Origin of the sequence: Streptomyces luteolifulvus, assembly GCF_008806595.1 — a bacterium.
Classification (GTDB): Bacteria; Actinomycetota; Actinomycetes; order Streptomycetales; family Streptomycetaceae; genus Streptomyces; species Streptomyces luteolifulvus.
Window position 1 is genome coordinate 418,832 of sequence record NZ_VZRB01000001.1, and the last position, 20,339, is coordinate 439,170.

15 protein-coding genes are annotated in these 20,339 nt (G+C 72.9%); 13 read left to right on the top strand and 2 right to left on the bottom strand.

Annotation, left to right across the window (positions count from 1 at the left end; all coding sequences use genetic code 11):
- Positions 1-55: 55 nt before the first annotated feature.
- Entirely contained in the window at positions 56-2,206 is a 2,151-nt protein-coding gene (locus tag F7R91_RS01995; protein ID WP_150943733.1) for a primosomal protein N', read from the top strand.
- A 779-nt stretch (positions 2,207-2,985) separates the two neighbouring features.
- Here the strand turns inward: F7R91_RS01995 and F7R91_RS02000 are convergent.
- On the bottom strand, positions 2,986-3,549 hold the full coding sequence (locus F7R91_RS02000; RefSeq protein WP_150943735.1) for a hypothetical protein: 564 nt from the start codon (positions 3,547-3,549) through the stop codon (positions 2,986-2,988).
- A gap of 288 nt (positions 3,550-3,837) precedes the next feature.
- On the opposite strand from F7R91_RS02000, the gene fmt reads away from it, so the two are divergent.
- Together fmt and F7R91_RS02010 are read left to right on the top strand one after the other, a co-directional pair.
- Entirely contained in the window at positions 3,838-4,770 is a 933-nt protein-coding gene (gene fmt, locus F7R91_RS02005) for a methionyl-tRNA formyltransferase (protein ID WP_150943737.1), read from the top strand.
- A 96-nt stretch (positions 4,771-4,866) separates the two neighbouring features.
- Positions 4,867-6,282 (top strand): RsmB/NOP family class I SAM-dependent RNA methyltransferase, encoded by a 1,416-nt coding sequence (locus F7R91_RS02010; protein WP_150943739.1) that lies wholly within the window; start codon positions 4,867-4,869, stop codon positions 6,280-6,282.
- On the opposite strand, the gene F7R91_RS02015 is transcribed toward F7R91_RS02010, so the two are convergent.
- Positions 6,263-8,434 carry an MMPL family transporter gene (locus F7R91_RS02015; RefSeq protein WP_150943741.1) on the bottom strand — a complete coding sequence of 724 codons (2,172 nt, stop codon included), beginning with the start codon at positions 8,432-8,434 and terminating at the stop codon, positions 6,263-6,265. The genes F7R91_RS02010 and F7R91_RS02015 overlap by 20 nt on opposite strands.
- A 134-nt stretch (positions 8,435-8,568) precedes the next feature.
- Here F7R91_RS02015 and rpe point away from each other — a divergent pair, with 134 nt between their 5' ends.
- The 10 genes from rpe to F7R91_RS02065 all read left to right on the top strand — a co-directional run bounded on the left by rpe (position 8,569) and on the right by F7R91_RS02065 (position 20,290).
- Positions 8,569-9,255, top strand: coding sequence for a ribulose-phosphate 3-epimerase (gene rpe, locus F7R91_RS02020; RefSeq protein WP_150943743.1), 687 nt, complete (start codon positions 8,569-8,571; stop codon positions 9,253-9,255).
- Positions 9,256-9,333: 78 nt separating this feature from the next.
- Positions 9,334-10,377, top strand: a complete 1,044-nt coding sequence (locus F7R91_RS02025) for a sugar-binding transcriptional regulator (protein ID WP_191971308.1) — start codon at positions 9,334-9,336, stop codon at positions 10,375-10,377.
- Between the two features lie 218 nt (positions 10,378-10,595).
- Positions 10,596-12,038 (top strand): GuaB1 family IMP dehydrogenase-related protein, encoded by a 1,443-nt coding sequence (locus tag F7R91_RS02030; protein ID WP_161069019.1) that lies wholly within the window; start codon positions 10,596-10,598, stop codon positions 12,036-12,038.
- A 412-nt stretch (positions 12,039-12,450) separates the two neighbouring features.
- Positions 12,451-13,920: an amino acid permease gene (locus F7R91_RS02035; protein WP_150943747.1), complete on the top strand. Its 1,470-nt coding sequence runs from the start codon at positions 12,451-12,453 to the stop codon at positions 13,918-13,920.
- 10 nt (positions 13,921-13,930) lie between these two features.
- The gene (locus F7R91_RS02040) at positions 13,931-14,383 is read left to right on the top strand and encodes an Lrp/AsnC family transcriptional regulator (protein ID WP_150943749.1); all 453 of its coding nucleotides are present in this window, start codon (positions 13,931-13,933) and stop codon (positions 14,381-14,383) included.
- Between the two features lie 191 nt (positions 14,384-14,574).
- Positions 14,575-15,777, top strand: coding sequence for an MFS transporter (locus F7R91_RS02045; RefSeq protein WP_150943751.1), 1,203 nt, complete (start codon positions 14,575-14,577; stop codon positions 15,775-15,777).
- Between the two features lie 87 nt (positions 15,778-15,864).
- Positions 15,865-18,147, top strand: coding sequence for a sensor histidine kinase (locus tag F7R91_RS02050; RefSeq protein WP_150943754.1), 2,283 nt, complete (start codon positions 15,865-15,867; stop codon positions 18,145-18,147).
- The gene (locus tag F7R91_RS02055) at positions 18,137-18,583 is read left to right on the top strand and encodes a roadblock/LC7 domain-containing protein (RefSeq protein WP_150943756.1); all 447 of its coding nucleotides are present in this window, start codon (positions 18,137-18,139) and stop codon (positions 18,581-18,583) included. Before F7R91_RS02050 ends, F7R91_RS02055 begins: the two co-directional genes overlap by 11 nt.
- A gap of 7 nt (positions 18,584-18,590) precedes the next feature.
- Positions 18,591-18,971 carry a DUF742 domain-containing protein gene (locus tag F7R91_RS02060; protein ID WP_225320492.1) on the top strand — a complete coding sequence of 127 codons (381 nt, stop codon included), beginning with the start codon at positions 18,591-18,593 and terminating at the stop codon, positions 18,969-18,971.
- A gap of 530 nt (positions 18,972-19,501) precedes the next feature.
- Positions 19,502-20,290, top strand: a complete 789-nt coding sequence (locus tag F7R91_RS02065; RefSeq protein ID WP_150943757.1) for a carbon-nitrogen hydrolase family protein — start codon at positions 19,502-19,504, stop codon at positions 20,288-20,290.
- The last annotated feature ends 49 nt before the right edge of the window (positions 20,291-20,339 follow it).

Below are 20,339 nucleotides of genomic sequence, written 5' to 3' on the forward strand. Positions count from 1 at the left end.
CCGGGCTGATCCCGGGCGGCGTCGGTTGTCAGTGGCGTTTGGTAAGAATGCAAGCGTGAGCAGCGAGAACGGGCAGGGGGGCGGTGGGGCCGAAGAGGCGCCGCCGGAGCAGCTCGCGTTCATCCGGGAGAGTGTACGGAGCGCCAAGGTGCCCCGGGCCAAGCCGCGCACCTGGCGGGGTGCCGCGCTGGCCAAGGAGCTGCCCGTCGCGCGGGTGCTGGTCGACAAGGGCGTGCTGCATCTCGACCGGTACTTCGACTACGCCGTGCCCGAGGAACTGGACGCCGAGGCGCAGCCCGGAGTGCGGGTCCGGGTGCGGTTCGGGGCCGGGCGGCACCGGGTGCGGGCCGGGCGACGTGAGGGCGGGGGGCTGATCGACGGATTCCTCGTCGAGCGGCTGGCCGAGTCCGACTACTCCGGGCCGCTCGCGGCGCTCGCCCAGGTCGTGTCGCCGGAGCGGGTGCTCAGCGCGGAGCTGCTGGGGCTGGCACGGGCCGTCGCCGACCGGTACGCCGGCAGTCTCGCCGATGTGCTGCAGCTCGCCGTGCCGCCGCGCAGCGCGCGAGCGGAGCAGCGGCCGTCGCCGGAGGCGCTTGCGCCGCCGGGGGCGCCCGATGCGGGCTCCTGGGCGCGGTACGAGCGCGGGGCCGCGTTCGTGGAGTCGCTGGCCTCGGGCGGGGCGCCGCGAGCGGTGTGGAACGCGCTGCCCGGGCCCGAGTGGAGCGAGGAGCTGGCGAGGGCCGTCGCGGCGACGCTGGCCTCCGGCCGGGGTGCGCTGGTCGTCCTGCCGGACGGGCGGGCGGTCGCGCGGATCGACGCCGCGCTGACCGCGCTGCTGGGGCAGGGGCGGCACGCCGTGCTCACGGCGGACGCCGGGCCCGAGAAGCGCTATCGGGAGTGGCTCGCCGTGCGACGGGGGTCCGTGCGGGCCGTTGTGGGCACGCGGGCCGCCATGTTCGCTCCGGTCCGGGACCTCGGGCTGGTGGCCCTGTGGGACGACGGCGACGACAGTCACAGCGAGCAGCATGCGCCGCAGCCCCATGCGCGTGAGGTGCTGTTGCTGCGTGCGGCTCAGGAGAAGTGCGCGTTTCTGCTGGGTAGTTGGAGCTGCACCGTGGAGGCGGCGCAGCTCGTGGAGAGCGGCTGGGCGCGGCCGCTGGTCGCTTCGCGGGACCAGGTGCGCGGTGCCGCTCCTCTCGTCAGGACCGTGAGCGACGGGGATCTCGCGCGGGACGAGGCCGCCCGTGCCGCCCGGCTGCCGAGCCTCGCGTGGCAGGTCGTACGGGAAGGGCTGCGGCACGGACCGGTGCTGGTCCAGGTTCCCCGCCGGGGGTACGTACCGCGCATGGCCTGCGCCGACTGCCGGGCACCGGCGCGGTGCCGGCACTGCTCCGGGCCCTTGGAGGCCCAGGCCGCGGGGGTGCTTCGCTGCGGGTGGTGCGGGCACGAGGAGGGTGCCTGGCACTGTCCGGAGTGCGGGTCGTTCCGGCTGCGGGCCCAGATCGTGGGGGCGAGGCGGACCGCGGAGGAACTGGGGCGTGCGTTTCCGGCCGTTGCGGTGCGGACCTCCGGGCGCGAGCATGTGCTGGACACCGTGCCGGGGGCGCCCGCGCTGGTGGTGAGCACTCCGGGGGCCGAACCGGTCGCCGAGGGCGGCTACGCGGCTGCGCTGCTGCTGGACGGCTGGGCCATGCTCGGGCGGCCCGATCTGCGCGCCGGTGAGGACGCCCTGCGGCGGTGGATCGGGGCCTCGGCTCTGGTACGGCCGCAAGGTGCCGGGGGGACCGTGGTCGTCGTGGCCGAGCCGACGTTGCGGCCCGTACAGGCGCTGGTGCGATGGGATCCCGTCGGCCATGCCGTGCGAGAGCTGGCCGAGCGGGCCGAGCTGGGGTTTCCGCCGGTGTCGCGGATGGCGGCCGTCGCGGGACCGCAGGAGGCGGTCGCGGACTTTCTCCGCGCGGTGGAACTGCCGCCCGGGGCGGAGGTGTTGGGCCCGGTTCCGCTGCCGGACACGATGCCGGGACGCCCGCGGCGCCCGGGGGCACCGCCACCCGGGGAGCACTGGGCACGGGCCCTGATCCGCGTCCCACCGGGCACCGGAGCGGCCCTGGCGTCCGCCCTGAAAGCCACCCAGGCGTCACGGATGGCACGCGGGGGAGGAGAAGCGGCGGTACGGGTGCGGATCGACCCGCCGGACATCGGCTGAGGCGGGCTGCCCCGGCCTTGTCGGGCACGGAGCCCGGGGACCGGGTGGGCAGGGTTCGCGGCGGTCGGGTGAGGGGCGGCCGCCGGATGCCGGGGCGGCGCGGGCACCGAGGTTGCGTTGGTGCTGTGCGTAGGAATTTGGGCGGGGCGCTGTGCGTCGGACGACGGTGGTGGTGTGGGTGCCGGGAGCAGGCTGGGCGGGGTCCGCGGGGGTTCGGTGTGCCCAGAGGCCGGGTGAGGTGCCGGGTGCGGGGCTTCGGGTTGGTGCGGTCGCGGTCGCGGGGACGGGGTGATGTGAGGTGCGGACTGCGAGAACTGGAGCGTGGACTTTGTCCAGCGGCCGAGCGCTGTACGCGGAGGGGGCGGCGCGGGCACCGAGATCGAGTCGGTGTTGTGTGCCGGAGATTGGGCGTGCGTCGGACGACGGTAGTGGTGTGGGTGCCGGGAGCAGGCTGGGCGGGGTCCGCGGGGGTTCGGTGTGCCCGGAGGCCGGGTGAGGTGCCGGGTGCGGGGCTTTGGGTTGTCGCGGTCGCGGGGACGGGGTGATGTGAGGTGCGGACTGCGAGAACTGGGGCGTGGACTCCGGCCAGCGGTTGAGCGCTGTACGCGGAGGGGGCGGCGCCGGCAGTGAGATCGAGTTGGTGCTGGGCGCCGAGCAGCGGAAGTGGTGTGGGCGCCGGGAGCAGGCTCGGCGTGCGGCACGGCGGCGCGCAGTTCACCGGGCGTGGGTGCGTGCAGATGTGCCCTCCCGGAGGGGCCGGGAGGGCCTGGGTGGGGGTGTCAGCCGTTGCGGGGGCCCGGGAAGGGGGTGGGCCTCGGGTCGTCGCGGAACGTGGGGCGCCTGGGCTCTTCGCCGAGGGCCGGGCTCGGCTGGGTCGGCATGGAGCGGGCCGCGGGGACCGTCGGCACCGTGGGGATGCCGGTGGTGACGCCGATCGTGCGGGGGCCCGGCGCCTCCGGGGTGCGCTCGGCCTCGCCGGTGGCCGACGGGGCCGCGGCACGGCGGGAGCCGTAACGGCGGTGCACCGCCTGCTTGGTGACGCCGAGGGCGGAGCCGACCGCGTCCCAGGAGAATCCGAGCGAGCGGTCGAAGTCCACGGCGGCCGTGACCAGGGTCTCGACACTGTCCCGCAGTTCCTGGGCGAGACGGACCGTCGGGGCGGGGGCGCGTCCGTAGACGACGAAGCCCGTGGAGGGGCCGGAGCGGCGCGGGCGGTAGACGTTGCCCAGCTGGGCGGTGAGCGTGCGCAGTGCGTCCACCTGCCGGCGGACCCGCTCGATGTCCCGCACCAGCAAGTGCAGGCTGGCCCGAGCCTGGGCGTCGTGGGTTGCGTGGTCGGCCATGAACAAGCCTCTCGAACCGGCGTTGAAAAGGATCGGGCCGCGCGATAGCGGCCCGTAGTGGTCAACTCTCTCTTGACCAACGCGTGTGTGCTCCGCTGGTCACGCACCGGGGGCGTATCGGTGTGTGCGTACGCCCCCGTGGGCGTCGCCCTCGAGGCCTGCCCTTGGGGTTGCCTGACCACCGCCCGCCCGCGGTCGGCGGCCCCAGGTCGCCCTGGACGGCCGTATGTCGCCATAGACTTGTGCGTTGCCCGCAGCCGACCCCGCCCGAGAGGCCCGAACCCACCCATGAAGCTCGTCTTCGCCGGTACCCCCGAGGTCGCCGTCCCCTCCCTCGACGCTCTCATCGCCTCCGGGCGGCACGAGGTGGCCGCCGTCGTCACGCGCCCCGACGCCCCGGCCGGGCGGGGCCGCCGGATGGTCGCCTCCCCGGTCGCCCAGCGGGCCGAGGAGTCCGGCATCGAGGTGCTGAAGCCTGCCAGGCCGCGGGATCCGGAGTTTCTGGAGCGGCTGCGGGAGATCGCCCCGGACTGCTGTCCCGTCGTCGCCTACGGAGCCCTGCTGCCCCGGGTCGCCCTCGACATCCCCGCCCACGGCTGGGTCAACCTGCACTTCTCGCTGCTGCCCGCCTGGCGCGGGGCGGCGCCCGTGCAGCACGCCCTCATGGCCGGGGACGAGATCACCGGGGCGTCCACCTTCCTGATCGAGGAGGGGCTCGACTCCGGCCCCGTCTACGGCACGGTCACCGAAGTCATCCGCTCCACCGACACCAGCGGCGACCTGCTGACCCGGCTCGCCTTCGCCGGCGCCGGGCTGCTCGCCGCGACCATGGACGGCGTCGAGGACGGCACGCTGAAGGCCGTACCGCAGCCGGCCGAGGGCATCACGGTCGCACCGAAGATCACCGTGGACGACGCCCGGGTCGACTGGTCCGCCCCCGCCCTGCGCGTCGACCGGGTGGTGCGCGGATGCACACCCGCGCCCGGCTCCTGGACCGCCTTCCGCGGCGAGCGGCTCAAGCTCATTCACGTCGTGCCGGTGCCCGAGCGGACGGAACTCGCCCCGGGGCAGCTGTCCGTGGGCAAGAACAACGTCTACGTGGGCACGGGTTCGTACGCCGTCGAGCTGCTGTGGGTGCAGGCCCAGGGCAAGAAGCCGATGAAGGCGGCGGACTGGGCACGCGGGGTGCGGATCGCCGACGGCGAAGCCCTCGGGCAGTAGCCGACGGGGAGACCCCGGGGAGTGGCCGGCGGCGGGCAAGCCGGTGCGACGTAGGCTTGGTGCGTATCCCTCCCTGACATCCGGAGCACCTTTTCTGTGAGTGACCAGTCCCGTCCCCGCAAGCCCGGCAAGCCGTACCGCCGGCCCAAGAAGGACCCCGTCCGCATCCTCGCCTTCGAGGCCCTGAGGGCCGTGGACGAGCGGGACGCGTACGCCAACCTCGTGCTCCCTCCGCTGCTGCGCAAGGCGCGTGAGAGCGGCGACTTCGACGCTCGGGACGCCGCGCTCGCGACCGAGCTGGTGTACGGGACGCTGCGCCGGCAGGGCACCTACGACGCCGTCATCGCCGCCTGCGTCGACCGGCCGCTCAGGGACGTCGACCCGCCCGTGCTCGATGTGCTGAGCCTGGGCGTGCACCAGCTGCTCGGAACGCGGATTCCCACCCATGCCGCAGTCTCCGCCTCGGTCGAGCTCGCCCGGGTCGTGCTCGGGGACGGACGGGCCAAGTTCGTCAACGCCGTGCTGCGCAAGGTCGCCCAGGACGATCTGGACGGCTGGCTGCAGCGGGTCGCCCCGCCGTACGACGAGGACCCGGAGGACCATCTCGCCGTCGTGCACTCCCACCCCCGGTGGATCGTCTCCGCGCTGTGGGACTCGCTCGGTGGCGGACGGGCCGGTATCGAGGATCTGCTGGAGGCCGACAACGAGCGGCCCGAGGTGACCCTGGTGGCCCGGCCCGGCCGGGCCACGACCGAGGAGCTGCTCGGCGAGGAGGCCGCGATGCCGGGGCGCTGGTCGCCGTATGCCGTGCGGCTGACCGAGGGCGGCGAACCGGGCGCCGTGGAGGCCGTACGGGAGGGCCGCGCGGGCGTCCAGGACGAGGGCAGCCAGCTCGTCGCGCTGGCCCTGGCCAACGCGACCCTCGATGGCCGGGACGAGCGGTGGCTCGACGGCTGTGCGGGGCCCGGCGGCAAGGCCGCGCTGCTCGCGGCGCTCGCCGCGGAGCGCGGGGCCGTGCTGCTCGCCTCCGAGAAGCAGCCGCACCGGGCGGGACTGGTGGCCAGGGCCCTGGACGGCAACCCCGGGCCGTATCAGGTCATCGCCGCCGACGGGACCCGCCCGCCCTGGCGGCCCGGCTCCTTCGACCGGGTGCTGATGGACGTGCCGTGCACCGGGCTCGGCGCGCTGCGGCGGCGTCCCGAGGCGCGCTGGCGGCGGCGCCCCGACGACCTGGAGGGGTTCGCGCCGCTGCAGCGCGGCCTGCTGCGCACGGCCCTCGACTCCGTCCGGGCCGGCGGGATCGTCGGCTACGCCACCTGCTCGCCGCACCTCGCGGAGACCCGGGCCGTCGTCGACGACGTGCTCAAGGAGTACCCGGCGGCCGAACTCGTCGACGCCCGCCCCTTCCTGCCGGGCGTACCGGCCCTGGGCGAGGGTCCCGACGTACAGCTGTGGCCGCATCTGCACGGGACCGACGCCATGTACCTGGCGCTCATTCGGAGGACTGGCTGACCCGCTCCTCGGGCCGGGAGACCGCGGGCGCCCCGCCGTCCTCCCGGGCCAGCCGGTGCGGCCACCACACCTTCGGGCCGACGTCCAGGAACAGCGCCGTGACCAGCACCGACCGCACGATGAACGTGTCCAGCAGGATGCCGAACGCCACCGCGAAGCCGATCTCGGCGAAGCCGACCATCGGCAGCGTGGCGAGGGCGGCGAAGGTGCCGGCCAGGACGAGGCCGGCGGAGGTGATGACCGCGCCGGTGGCCGCCAGGCCCGTCACCACGCCCGGGCGGGTGCCCCGGCGGGCCGCCTCCTCGCGGATGCGGGTGGTCAGGAAGATGTTGTAGTCGATGCCCAGCGCCACCAGGAAGACGAAGACGAACAACGGGAAGTCCGTCGTCTCGCCCGCGTAGTCGAAGATGTGCCGGAAGGCCAGCGCGCTCGCGCCCAGCGCGGCCGCGAAGGACAGCACGACCGTGCCGATCAGCAGCAGCGGCGCCACCAGGGCGCGCAGCAGCACGGACAGGATCAGCAGGACGACCGCCAGCACCGCCGGGATGATCACGACGTTGTCGTGCGTCGTTGCCGCGTCCATGTCGAGCAGGGCCGCGGTGCCGCCCCCCACCTGGGCGTCGGCACCGGGCACGTCGTGCACGGCGTCCCGGACGCGCTCCACCGTCTGCTTCGCGGCCTCGCTGTCGGACGGATCGGTCATGGTCGCCTCGAACAGCACCTTGCCGTCGTACGTCGGTTTCGTCCCCGGCGGGACACCGAGGCTGGTGGGCACCACGCCCTCCGTCGACGCGACGACCCGGCCGACCTGCACGCCCTGCGCCTGGTTGGAGACGATGACCAGCGGATCGCCGCTGCCCGCCGGGAAGTAGCGTTCGGACACCTCCTGGCCGGTGATCGAGTCCGGTTTGCCGGTGAAGGCGTCCGCGTTGCTGATGCCCGCGGCACGCAGTTGCAGCAGTCCGAGGGAGACCACGGCCAGGGCGACCACCGTGGCCCCCCAGACGACCCGTGGCCGGACCGCGAAACGCCGGCCCATGCGTGCCCACACGCCCCGCTCGGTCGGGTCCGGAGTACCGAGGTGCGGGATCGCCGGCCAGAAGATCCAGCGTCCGAAGACCAGCAGCAGGGCCGGGAAGAGCGTCAGCATGGCCAGCAGCGCGACGGCCACGCCGATCGCCGCGACCGGGCCGAGGCCCCTGGTGGAGTTCATCTCGGCGGCCAGCAGTACCAGCATGCTCAGCACGACCGTCGCCCCGGAGGCCAGGACGGCCGGGCCCGCGCGGTGCAGGGCGAGCGCCATCGCCTCGTGGCGGTCCTCGTGACGCCGCAGTTCCTCGCGGTAGCGGGCGACCAGCAAAAGGGCATAGTCGGTCCCCGCGCCGAAGACGAGGACGGTGAGGATGCCCGCGCTCTGGCCGTTGACCGTCAGGCCCGCGTGCTCGGCGAGCAGATAGATCAGCGCCTGAGCGGTGAACAGCGCGACGACCACGCCGAACAGCGGCACGAGCAGCAGCGTCGGACTGCGGTAGGTGATCAGCAGCATCACGATCACGACGGCCATCGCCGAGAACAGCAGCGTCGAGTCGATGCCCTCGAACGCCTTGGAGAAGTCGGCCGACGTGCCGCCGGGCCCGGTGATGTGGACGGCGAGCCCGTCCCGGCCTTCTCCCGTCTGGTCACGGATCGAGTCGACGGCGGGCGCGATCCGCTCCCAGCCCTTCTCGTCCATCGTGATCGGCACGTAGATCTGGGCGGCCTCGGGCGACGTCGTGGCGTTGTAGACGGGGCCGCGGGTCTCGGCGCCGCGGATGCCGTGGTCGGTGAGCTGTCTGATCTGGTCGACGTCCTCGGCGATCTCCCGCCTGTCCTGGACGGTGAGTCCGCCGTCGCGCGCATAGACGACGACGGCCGGGATCTGCTCCGGCCTGAAGTTGTTCGCGGTGTTGAGGACCTGGGTGGACTCAGCGGAGCCCGGCAGCCAGGAGGCCGCGTCGTTGTCCTGGGCGTCGGTGAGCTTCTGCGCCAGCGGTGCGGCGACCACGAGCACGATCAGCCAGAGGGCGACGATCAGCCATTTGCTGCGGTGCCCGGTGATGAATCCGATGAGTCCCTGGCGCACATGGCGCCCGTGGTCGATTCCGTCCGTCATGGCCACCCCTGCAGCCGTATCTGGAGCCGGTCGGCGGCCCAGCATGACATGCCGGGCCCGGTCGCCACATCCGGCGGACGTCCTAGGTCTGGACCGGCGCGAACAAACGCGCGCGGGCATGGGAGGCTTGGGTCATGGCCGTGCAGATCAACCCCAGCATCCTGTCCGCCGACTTCGCCCGCCTCGCGGACGAGGCGAAGGCGGTCGAAGGAGCCGACTGGCTCCATGTCGACGTGATGGACAACCATTTCGTCCCGAACCTCACGCTCGGTGTGCCGGTCGTAGAGTCCCTGGCCCGTGCGACGGACACCCCGCTGGACTGCCATCTGATGATCGAGGCCCCCGATCGGTGGGCGCCCCAGTACGTCGAGGCGGGGGCCGGTTCCGTCACCTTCCACGTCGAGGCGGCCGCCGCTCCCGTGCGGCTCGCCCGGGAGATCCGGGCCAAGGGTGCCCGTGCCTCCATGGCACTGAAGCCCGCGACGCCCATCGAGCCGTACGAGGATCTGCTCCCCGAGCTCGACATGCTGCTGATCATGACCGTCGAGCCGGGTTTCGGGGGACAGGCGTTCCTCGACATCATGCTCCCGAAGATTCGCCGCACCCGCGAGTTGATCAGCAAGCACGGCCTCGAACTGTGGCTCCAGGTCGACGGCGGGGTCTCGGCCGCGACCATCGAGCGCTGCGCGGAAGCGGGAGCCGACGTCTTCGTCGCGGGTTCGGCGGTCTACGGCGCGTCCGACCCGTCCGATGCGGTACGTGCACTGCGCACCCAGGCCGAGGCGACCACCGCGAAAGCGTCCTGGGCATGCGACCACTGAGCCACAGGAACATGAACGGCTCTCGTCAGGTCTGATCGACTCCGCCGGATCTGCAAGGATGAACGGCGAATCCAGAATGTGAACAGCAGTGAGGAGATGGCCGTGTCGGGTATGTCGGCGGGCCGGTCAGCCATGCGGATGGGACCCGCTGAGCTGGTGCAGGCGGCGGCCATGGCCCGCCGCTTCTACCTCGAGGGCAAGTCCAAGATCCAGATCGCCGAGGAGTTCGGCGTCAGCCGCTTCAAGGTGGCCCGGGTCCTGGAGACCGCCCTCGAACGGGATCTCGTACGCATCGAGATCCGCGTGCCTGCCGAACTGGACGCCGAGCGCTCGGACGCGCTCCGCGCCCGGTACGGCCTCAGGCACGCCGTCGTGGTCGAGTCCCCGGCCGAGGCCGAGGAGTCGCCCGATCCCGAGAACCTCGGGGAGGTCGCCGCGGACCTGCTCGGCGAGCTGGTGAACGAGGGCGACATCCTCGGTCTGGCCTGGGGCCGGTCCACCATCCACATGGCGGCCGCCCTCGACCGGCTGCCGCCGTGCACGGTGGTGCAGTTGACGGGTGTGTACGACGCCGGAACCGCCGAGCGCGGCTCCGTGGAGGCGGTGCGGCGCGCCGCGCAGGTGTCGGGCGGCGACGCCCACCCCATCTACGCGCCGATGCTGCTGCCGGACGCGGCCACCGCGGCGGCGCTGCGCAACCAGACCGGGATCGCCCGGGCCTTCGAGTACTTCGACAAGGTCACCGTGGCCTGTGTCTCCATCGGGTCCTGGGAGCCGGGCATCTCGACGGTGCACGACATGCTCAGCGACGAGGAGCGGGCGCACTACGCCTCGCTGGGTGTCGCCGCCGAGATGTCCGCGCACCTCTTCGATGCCGAGGGACGCCGGGTCGGACGGGACCTGGGCGAGCGGTGCATCACCGTCAAGGCCGACCAACTGCGCCGTATCCCCGAGGTCGTCGCGATCGCGGGCGGGCAGCGCAAGGCGACCGCGATCGACGCGGTGCTGCGGTCCGGGCTCGTCACCAGCCTGGTGACGGACACGGCGGCCGCGGACTACCTGATGACGGCCGGCTCGGCACCGAAGCCCGCGCTCAACCGGGCGGACCCGGACGGGCCCTGAGGTGAGCGACGAGCCGACCGGCCGGCAAGTCGTGGTGCCCGACCTCGGCAGATCACGGACAAGGCGGCCCTTGGAGGTTCCTCCTAAGCCCGTCTGACCAGCCTGGATGTTCTGTCGGGGCAGGGCACGGGGGGTGTCATGGGACAATGAAGTACGTGCTCCTTCCCCCTGGCTGACCTGTCCGGGGGCCACCTCTGATCGACTGGGATGTGCAGCACGTGCGTTTCCTCAATGACATCCAGCCCCCGTACGACCTGACGTACGACGACGTGTTCATGGTGCCGAGCCGGTCCGCGGTCGGCTCCCGTCAGGGCGTGGACCTCAGCTCCCGGGACGGCTCGGGCACCACGATCCCGCTGGTCGTCGCCAACATGACCGCCATCGCCGGCCGCCGCATGGCCGAGACCGTGGCCCGGCGCGGCGGCCTCGCGGTCATCCCGCAGGACATCCCGATCGACGTCGTCACCGAGGTCGTCTCCTGGGTCAAGAGCCGCCACCATGTGCTGGACACCCCGATCGTGCTGGCCCCCCACCAGACCGTCGCCGACGCGCTGGCCCTGCTGCCCAAGCGCGCGCACAACGCCGGCGTGGTCGTCGACGAGGAGCAGCGGCCCGTCGGCGTCGTCACCGACCGGGACCTGACCGGGGTCGACCGCTTCACCCAGCTCGAAGTGGTCATGTCCAAGGACCTGTTGCTGCTCGATGCGGACATCGACCCGCGCGAGGCCTTCAACCGGCTCGACGCGGCCAACCGCCGTTACGCGCCCGCCGTCGACCGGGACGGCCGTCTCGCCGGCATCCTCACCCGCAAGGGCGCCCTGCGCGCCACCCTGTACACGCCGGCCACCGACGCGCGGGGCGGGCTGCGCATCGCCGCCGCCGTCGGCATCAACGGCGATGTCGCGGGCAAGGCCAAGCAGCTGCTCGACGCGGGCGTGGACGTGCTGGTCATCGACACGGCCCACGGCCACCAGGAGTCGATGATCAGCGCCGTCAAGGTGGTGCGGGCGCTGGATCCGCAGGTGCCGCTCGTCGCGGGCAACATCGTCGCCGCGCAGGGGGTCAGGGACCTGGTCGAGGCCGGAGCCGACATCATCAAGGTCGGTGTCGGACCGGGTGCCATGTGCACCACCCGCATGATGACCGGCGTCGGCCGGCCGCAGTTCTCCGCCGTCCTGGAGTGTGCCGCCGAGGCGAGGAAGTACGGCAAGCACGTGTGGGCCGACGGGGGCGTCCGCCATCCGCGTGATGTCGCCATGGCGCTGGCGGCCGGTGCGTCCAATGTGATGGTCGGGTCGTGGTTCGCGGGGACCTACGAGTCCCCTGGCGACCTTCAGCACGACGCGAGCGGCCGGCCCTACAAGGAGTCGTTCGGCATGGCGTCCGCGCGTGCCGTGCGCAACCGTACGTCGGAGGAGTCGGCGTACGACCGTGCCCGCAAGGCGCTGTTCGAGGAGGGCATCTCGACCTCCCGCATGTTCCTCGACCCGGACCGTCCGGGTGTCGAGGACCTGATCGACTCGATCATCGCGGGCGTCCGCTCCTCCTGCACCTACGCGGGCGCCGGATCCCTGGAGGAGTTCGCTCAGAAGGCCGTCGTCGGCATCCAGAGCGCCGCCGGCTACGCGGAGGGCAAGCCGCTGCACGCCAGCTGGAGCTGACCCGACTCCCTTGCGAACGGCCCCCGTTGTCCCTCGGCCAGGGACCATGGGGGCTTTTGCCTGCGCGGCCACGGCTGACCCGGCCACAGGGGATACGACGCGCGGGACGCGGCCGGGGCGAGGGCCGTCGCGAGGGAGCCCGAGAAGGCTGAACCGGGGAGCCCGAGAGGGCTGAACGGGGGCGTGCACAACGGTCCGCAGCTCCTGTGCAACGAACGCACGCCCCCTATGCGATGAACGCAAGGATCTTGCGGAGACGCGCAAGGTTGCTGCATTACGACCGTGATGCCCCGGCTCATAGGGTCATGCGCTGTACATGGCGTGGCGGGGACCCCGCTCGGTGGGGCCCTGCTCGCACAGGGGTGCCGCCGTTCCCCGCCGCCCCGAGAGGCAGCGACGAAGGAGTCAGCGCGTGCTCGATCAAGGCGCACCCCCGCACCACCGCACCCAGACAGCCCCACCGTCCCCGGGGCCGGGTGCGCGTCTCATGCGGCGCAAGCCCGTGGAACACCTGGTCGCCGAGGGTGGCCAGGGCGAGGGAGGGAGCCTGCGCCGCTCCCTCGGCCTGTGGCAGCTGACCATGATCAGCATCGGTGCCACCCTCGGCACCGGCATCTTCGTGGTCCTCGGCGAGGCCGTCCCCAAGGCCGGCCCGGCCGTCACCCTCTCCTTCGTGATCGCCGGTCTGACGGCGCTCTTCTCGGCCCTGTCCTACGCCGAGCTGGCGGGCACCATTCCGGTCGCCGGGTCCTCGTACTCGTATGCGTACGCGACGATGGGCGAACTCATCGCCTGGATCTGCGGCTGGTGTCTGGTCCTGGAGTACGGCGTCTCGGTCGCCGCCGTGGCCGTCGGCTGGGGCGAATACCTCAACGAGCTGCTGGACGGGACCATCGGCGTCACCATCCCGGACGCGTTGTCCGCCCCGCCGGGAGACGGCGGTGTCTTCAACCTCCCCGCGCTGATCGTCGTCCTCCTGGCGATGGCCTTCCTGCTCGGCGGGGCGCGCGAGTCCGCCCGCGCCAACACGATCATGGTGGTCGTGAAGATCGCCGCGCTCGTCCTGTTCTGCGCGATCGGCATCCAGGGCTTCCGCTCCGGCAACTACGAGCACTTCATGCCGCTCGGCATGGCCGGCGTCAGCGCGGCCGGTGCGACGCTCTTCTTCTCGTACATCGGCTTCGACGCCGCCTCCACCGCCGGCGAGGAGGCCAGGAACGCACAGCGCGACCTGCCCCGGGCGATCATGCTCTCGCTGGTCATCGTGACGGCGCTGTACGTCCTGGTCGCGGCCGTCGCCGTCGGCGCCAAGCCCTGGAAGAGGTTCGGCGACTCGGAGGCCGCGCTCGCCCAGATCATGCGCGAGGTCACCGGGCAGACCTTCTGGGGCACCCTGCTGGCCGCCTGCGCCGTGGTCGCCATCGCCAGCGTCGTGCTGACCGTGCTGTACGGCCAGACCCGCATCCTCTTCGCGATGTCCCGCGACGGACTCGTGCCCAAGGTCTTCGCCAAGGTCGACCCGAAGACCGGCACCCCCCGCGCCAACACCCTGATCGTCTCGCTGTTCTGCGGTGTGCTGGCCGCGGCCGTCCCGCTGGGCCAACTGGCCGACGCCACCAGCATCGGCACGCTCTTCGCCTTCGGGCTGGTCAACATAGCCGTGGTGGTGCTGCGCCGGACCCGTCCCGACATGCCCCGCACCTTCCGGGTGCCGCTGTCGCCGGTCCTGCCCATCCTCGGTCTCGCCTTCTGCGTGTGGATGATGGGGAGCCTGTCCACCGTCACCTGGGTGGTGTTCGGTGTCTGGATGGCCGTGGGGCTCGTGTTCTACTTCGTGTACGGCTACCGCCGTTCCCGTCTCGCACCGTCCGAAATGAAGTGAACGACCCGCAGTGCTGAACGATCTCGACGAACGCATCGTGCACGCCCTCGCCGAGGACGCCCGCCGCTCCTACGCGGACATCGGGCAGTTGGTCGGTCTGTCCGCGCCCGCCGTCAAGCGGCGCGTGGACCGGCTGCGTGCCACCGGCGCCATCACCGGCTTCACCGTCCGGGTCGACCCGGCGGCGCTCGGCTGGGAGACCGAGGGGTTCGTCGAGATCTACTGCCGGCGGCACACCACACCGGAGACCATCCAGCGGGGCCTGGAGCGCTACCAGGAGGTCGTGGCCGCCTCCACCGTGACCGGTGACGCGGACGCGATCGTCCAGGTCTTCGCCTCCGACATGCGGCACTTCGAGCGGGTCCTGGAGCGGATCGCGGGGGAGCCGTTCGTGGAGCGGACCAAGTCCGTGCTGGTGCTGTCACCGCTGCTGCGCCGCTTCTCGTCGGGGTCGCCCACATAGCGCAGCCGGCGCCCGGGCGCAGCGCGGTCGCGGTCCGGGTGGTCCGCCCGCATAATCCACTGCCCCGCGCGCCGGGTTGCGCCTACCATCGGTCACATGACCTGGCGACATTGATCCACCAGCCGTGCCTCCCGAGGGCCGCCTCGGACGCCGTATCCCCGGCATCCGATCCGTCCCTGCGGGAAGGCCTCATGACACTCTCACCTGCGCGTGTGCCCACCACCGGCGTCCGGCGCCTGACGGCCACGCTGTACGGTTACGCGTTCCTGGACGACTTCGTCCTGCTCTACCCGGTGTACGCGCTCCTCTTCAGCGACACCGGTCTGTCCGTCTGGCAGATCTCCACCCTCTTCGCCCTCTGGTCGATCACCGGCGTCCTCCTGGAGGTCCCCTCCGGCGCCTGGGCCGACGCCGTCTCCCGTCGACTGCTGCTGTGGCTCGGCCCCCTGCTCACCGCCGTCGGCTTCGCCCTGTGGATACTCGTCCCGTCGTACTGGGCCTTCGCGCTCGGCTTCGTGCTGTGGGGAGCCAGGGGAGCGCTCGGCTCCGGGGCACTGGAGGCCCTGGTCTACGACGAGCTGGACCGGCTCGGTGCGGCGGGCCGGTACGCGCGCATCATGGGCCGGGCACGGGCCGCGGGACTGGTCGCCGTGATGGCGGCGACGGGGCTGGCCGGACCGGTGTTCGCCTGGGGCGGCTACCCGGCCGTGGGCGCGGCGAGTGTGCTCGCCTGTGTGCTGGCGGCGGCGACCGCGACCGCGTTCCCCGAGCACCGGACCCCGACGGCGGGCAGCGACGGATGGGCATCGACGCTGCGGGCCGGACTTGCCGATGCCCGCGGTGACCGGTCCGTTCGCGGTGCGCTCCTGCTGGTCCCGGCCGTCGCCGCCGTGTGGGGCGCGCTCGACGAGTACACACCGCTGCTGGTGCGCGGCACCGGCGTGGCCGACGAGACGGTTCCCTATCTGCTCCTGGTGATCTGGGTCGGTGCCACGGCGGGAAGTCTGCTGGCCGGTCCGGCCGAACGCCTGGGCACGGCCGGACTCGCCGGGCTGCTCACGGTCGCCGCGCTCGCCCTGGCCACAGGAGCCGCGGCCGGGAGCGTGCCGGGCATCGCCCTGGTGGCCGTCGCCTTCGGCGGCTTCCAGCTCGCGGAGGTGCTGGCCGACGCCAGGCTCCAGCAGCGGATCGACACCACGGGCCGGGCGACCCTGACCTCGGTGGCCGGCCTGGGCACAGAACTGGCCACGGTCCTCGTGTACACCGGGTACGCGGCGATCGGCACGACAACCGGGCACGGCACCGCCTTCGCGGTGTTCGCGGTGCCCTATCTGCTGACAGCGCTGCTGCTCGCGGCCGGACGGCCATTGCGGTCCCGGTGGGGCATCCCGTAGGTTGTGCGGCGATCTCTACCGGCGGGTAACACCGAGGGGTGACTGGATTCCCGCCACGCCCGATCGTCCCGTCGCCCTGGGGAGAGCATGCCCTGGCCCATCGGCCGTCCGACCACGGTCCGCGCTCGGATCGTGGCGCTCGCACTCGCACCGGCGATCGCCCTGATGGCGCTGTGGAGCTTCGCCATGGTGTCCGTCACCGGCGAACTGCGCGCGCTGGTACGGCTCCAGGGGGTGTACGAGGACTTCGGCACCCCCGTCGACACGGCGATCGGGCAGATCCAGATCGAACGGCGGCTCGCCGCAGCGTACCTGGGGGCGGGACACGGCACGGCGGGCGCCGCGGATCTGATGGAGCAGCAGCGCCGCACCGACCGTGCCGTGCACGCCCTGCGCGAAGCGATCCGCGGCGGGGACCGTGACCGGCTCTCGGACCGGCAGCGACAGGCCCTCGACGCCATGCTCGACACGGTCGACGGGCTGGAGGGGCTGCGCCGGCGCGTGCTGTCCCGGGACCTGTCCTGGGACCGGGCGGTGACCGAGTACGGCGCCCTCGTCGAGCCGGGCTTCGACGTCCAGTCGACGCTCACCGCACTGCAGGCGGGTCAGCTGGCGCGCGAGGCCCAGGTCGTCATCGAACTGGTGCGGGTACGGGAGTTCGTGTCGCGCGAGGACGCGCTCGTCGCCGGGGCGCGGGCCGCCGGTACGCTCACCGACCGCCAGTACGACACGCTCACCGCCACCATCGAGGACCGTCGGGTCTTCGAGCGGACCTACGTTCCCGACCTCCCCGCCGACTCGCGGTCTCTCTTCGAGGAGTTCCGGCGCGGGCCGCTCCACCGGGAGCTGCAGCGCGGTGAGGACGCCCTGCTGCGGGCGGGGGCCGGCCGGGCGGGCGAGGCGGTCGCGGCGGACATCTGGCGCGCCACGACCGACCGGGCCGTCAAGCGGTACATGCTGCTGTGCACACGCTCGGCGATGAACTCCGCCGAGCGCGGGCGGGAGTTCGCCTACCGGGAGCTGGCCAAGGCCGCCGTCGTGGGGGTGCTCGGACTCCTCGCCGTGGGGGTGTCCCTGTGGTTCGCGGTGCGCGGCGCCCGTCGTATCTCGCGCCGTCTGGAGACGCTGCGGGACGCCGCGGATCTGCTCAGCACCCGCCAACTCCCGGACGTCATGGCGAGATTGAGCGCGGGCGAAGAGGTGGACGCCGTCACCGAGGCGCCGCCGCTGGCCGACGGGGAGGCGGGCGCGGACGAGATCGGGGACGTCGGCCGGTCCTTCAACACCGCGCGGCTCGCGGCCGTCGAGGCCGCCGTCAAGCAGGCCACCCTGCGCCGCGGGCTGTTCGCGGTCCTCCTCAACATCGCCCGGCGCAACCAGGCGCTGGTGCACCGTCAGCTGAAGCTCGTCGACCGGCTGGAGCGGCAGACGGACGACCCCGACGTGCTGCACCAGCTGTTCCGCATCGACCACCTCACCACCCGGATGCGACGCCACGCGGAGAGCCTGATCATCCTCTCCGGCGCGGCACCCGGGCGCCGATGGCGGCGGCCGGTGCCGATCGCCGACGTCGTCTCCTCGGCGGTGGGCGAGATCGAGGACTACGCGCGCGTGGAAGTGCCGCCGATGGAGCGGGTGGGTGTCGCGGCGGACGCGGTCGCGGACGTCGTCCATCTGATCGCGGAACTCCTGGAGAACGCCACCTCGTTCTCCCCGCCCCACACCAGGGTCACCCTGCGCACCGGGCGGGACCGCGGCGGCTTCGTCGTGGAGATCGACGACCGAGGTCTCGGCCTCGACGGCGACCGCCGGGCGGAGGCCCACCGCACCCTCACCGCCCCCGACGACTTCGACCCGACCCGCCACGACCGCCTCGGCCTCTATGTCGTGGGCCGCCTTGCCGCCCGCCACGGCATCTCGGTCAGCCTGCACGATTCGCCGTACGGCGGAACGACGGCGACGGTGCTGCTGCCGGAGGGGGTGCTGGCGGAGCCGGGGGCCGAGGACGAGGCCCCGGAGGCCCTGGGGCGGCACACGGTGAGCGGGGCGAGCGGAGTGACCGGCGTGACCGGGGCGACCGGGGCGACCAGGGCGACCACGGTGATCGCCCCGGAGGACCGCACGTCGGAGCACGTCGCCCCCGCCCTTCCCACGCGCGTCCGCCAGGCCTCGATCGCCCCCGCCCTGCGCGCCGATGCACCGGTCGCCGCTGAACAAGCGGAGCGTGAGATCACCCCCGACGAGATGCGTGCCGTCTTCGGGGCCTTTCAGCGGGGGCTCGACCGTGGGCGCAAGGGACTGCCGGCGCGCACCGGGCCCGCACAGCCGACCGACACCGAGGAACGGACGGACGCCGACGATGCGCAGTGACGACGGGAGCCGGGAGGCAGGGGCCCCCGAGCACCCCGGGACGGACCTCGGCTGGCTGCTCGACGATCTCGTGGCAAGGACCGGGCACGTCCGCCAGGCCGTCCTGCTGACCGGGGACGGCCTCCCGCTGAGCGCCTCGGACGGGATGCGGACCCAGGACATCGAGCACCTCGCCGCCGTCTGCTCCGGCTTCCACGCCCTGGCCCGGTCCGCGGGGGAGCGGTTCGAGGTCGGCGAGGTGCGGCAGACCATGGTGATGCTCGACGACGCGTATCTGTTCATCACTCCGGCGGGCGCCGGCAGCCGCCTCGCCGTGCTGAGCGAGGCGCAGACCGACGTCGGTCAGCTGGCCCACGAGATGGCGCTGCTCGTCCGCCGGGTCGGCCGCCACCTGGACGCCACCGCGCGGTCGGACAGCCACCCGAACGGTTCCTGAACCGCCTGTGACCGACGAGCACTGGTACGAGGACGAGACCGGGCCGATGGTGCGTCCCTACACCGTGACCCGGGGCCGCACCCGGCCCGCCGCCGGGCACACCCTCGATCTGATGTCCCGGGTCACGGCCCTGGACACGGATCAGCAGCCCGTCGGCGTCGACCACGCCCGGACGTCCCTGCTAGCCCTGGTACGCCGCGGCCCCCGCACGCTCGTCGAGCTCGCCGCGGACGCCGACCTGCCCCTGACCGTCGTACGCGTCCTGCTGGGCGACCTCGCCGAAGCGGGCCTGGTCCGCATCGACGAGCCGCGGCCCGCGACACCGGGCGGCCCGGCAGCCGACCCGGAACTGCTGAGGGAGATCGTGGAGCTGCTGCGCCGGATCTAGGGAGCGGTGCGTGTCGGGGGGAGGGAGCCGCGCGGGGCTGGGGGTGCGGTGCGGCGGGGGGGGGCGTCGGTGGCGCGGGCGTGGTGTGCATCGGCGAGCCGCGGCCCGCGGGAAGGGGTGGCCCGTGGCCGACCCGGAGCTGCTGCGGGAGATCGTGGAGCTGCTGCGCCGGATCTAGGGAGCGGTGCGCTGGGGGGAGGGAGCCGCGCCGGGGCTGGGGAGCGGCGCGCCGGGGGGCAGAGAGCCGCGCCGGGCTGCGGAGCGGCGGTCGGGGGCCGTCGGTGCCCGGGAGGTGGGTCTTCGGGCAGTCCGCCGGGGCGATCGGCATCGGGGCTCTGTACGACCGCCTCGCAGGCCCGGCCGGGGGGCCGCCGGTGGCCGGGAAGCCGCGCAACGAATCGCCGCCCCACCCCCGATGCGCGCAACGATCCGCTCACGAGCGCGCAACGGCTCCTCCTTGTCCGGCCGAGCCCGCCGACCGTACCGTCTAAAGGACCCCCCAAACCCGTCCGTACCGGTGAGGAACCCGCATGCGCACCGCCCTGCTCCAGAGCTCCGGCCGACCCGGATCCGTCGCCGCGAACCTCAAGGTTCTCGACGAGGCCGCGGGCCGCGCCGCCGCCGCGGGCGCAGGGCTGATCGTCGCGCCGGAGATGTTCCTGACGGGGTACGCGATCGGCGACGACATCGCCCGTCTCGCCGAGCCCGCCGACGGCGACTCCGCCGACGCGGTCGCCGAGATCGCGGGCCGGCACGGCCTCGCGATCGCCTACGGCTACCCGGAGCGAGCGTCCGGCCGTGTCTTCAACTCCGCCCAGCTGATCGCCGCCGACGGCACCCGGCTCGCGAACTACCGCAAGACCCACCTCTTCGGCTGCTTCGAGCACGATCACTTCACCCCGGGCGACACGCCGGTCGTCCAGGCCGAGCTGAACGGTCTCCGCGTCGGCCTGATGATCTGCTACGACGTCGAGTTCCCGGAGAACGTCCGCGCCCACGCCCTCGCCGGCACCGACCTCCTGCTGGTGCCGACCGCGCAGATGCACCCGTTCCAGTTCGTCGCCGAGTCCCTGGTCCCGGTGCGCGCCTTCGAGAACCAGATGTACGTCGCGTACGTCAACCGGGTCGGCCAGGAGGGCGAGTTCGAGTTCGTCGGGCTCTCCGCGCTCGCCGCCCCCGACGGGGTCGCCCGCACCCGCGCAGGCCGCGACGAGGAACTGGTCGTCGCCGATGCGGACCCCGTCCTGCTCGCCGCCTCCCGTGAGGCGAACCCGTATCTCAAGGACCGCCGCCCCGGCCTCTACGGGTCCCTCGTCTGAAACCCGCCAAGCCCGCCCTCAGCCCAGCCCCCAGCTCTTTTCGCGCAAG

What these genes read in the sequence shown, in the direction of transcription:
- F7R91_RS02065 (WP_150943757.1), top strand. Translation starts at nt 19,502, where the DNA reads ATGCGCACCGCCCTGCTCCAGAGCTCCGGCCGACCCGGATCCGTCGCC.
- F7R91_RS02045 (WP_150943751.1), top strand. Translation starts at nt 14,575, where the DNA reads ATGACACTCTCACCTGCGCGTGTGCCCACCACCGGCGTCCGGCGCCTG.
- rpe (WP_150943743.1), top strand. Translation starts at nt 8,569, where the DNA reads ATGGCCGTGCAGATCAACCCCAGCATCCTGTCCGCCGACTTCGCCCGC.
- F7R91_RS02000 (WP_150943735.1), bottom strand. Translation starts at nt 3,549, where the DNA reads ATGGCCGACCACGCAACCCACGACGCCCAGGCTCGGGCCAGCCTGCAC.
- fmt (WP_150943737.1), top strand. Translation starts at nt 3,838, where the DNA reads ATGAAGCTCGTCTTCGCCGGTACCCCCGAGGTCGCCGTCCCCTCCCTC.
- F7R91_RS02015 (WP_150943741.1), bottom strand. Translation starts at nt 8,434, where the DNA reads ATGACGGACGGAATCGACCACGGGCGCCATGTGCGCCAGGGACTCATC.
- F7R91_RS02050 (WP_150943754.1), top strand. Translation starts at nt 15,865, where the DNA reads ATGCCCTGGCCCATCGGCCGTCCGACCACGGTCCGCGCTCGGATCGTG.
- F7R91_RS02055 (WP_150943756.1), top strand. Translation starts at nt 18,137, where the DNA reads ATGCGCAGTGACGACGGGAGCCGGGAGGCAGGGGCCCCCGAGCACCCC.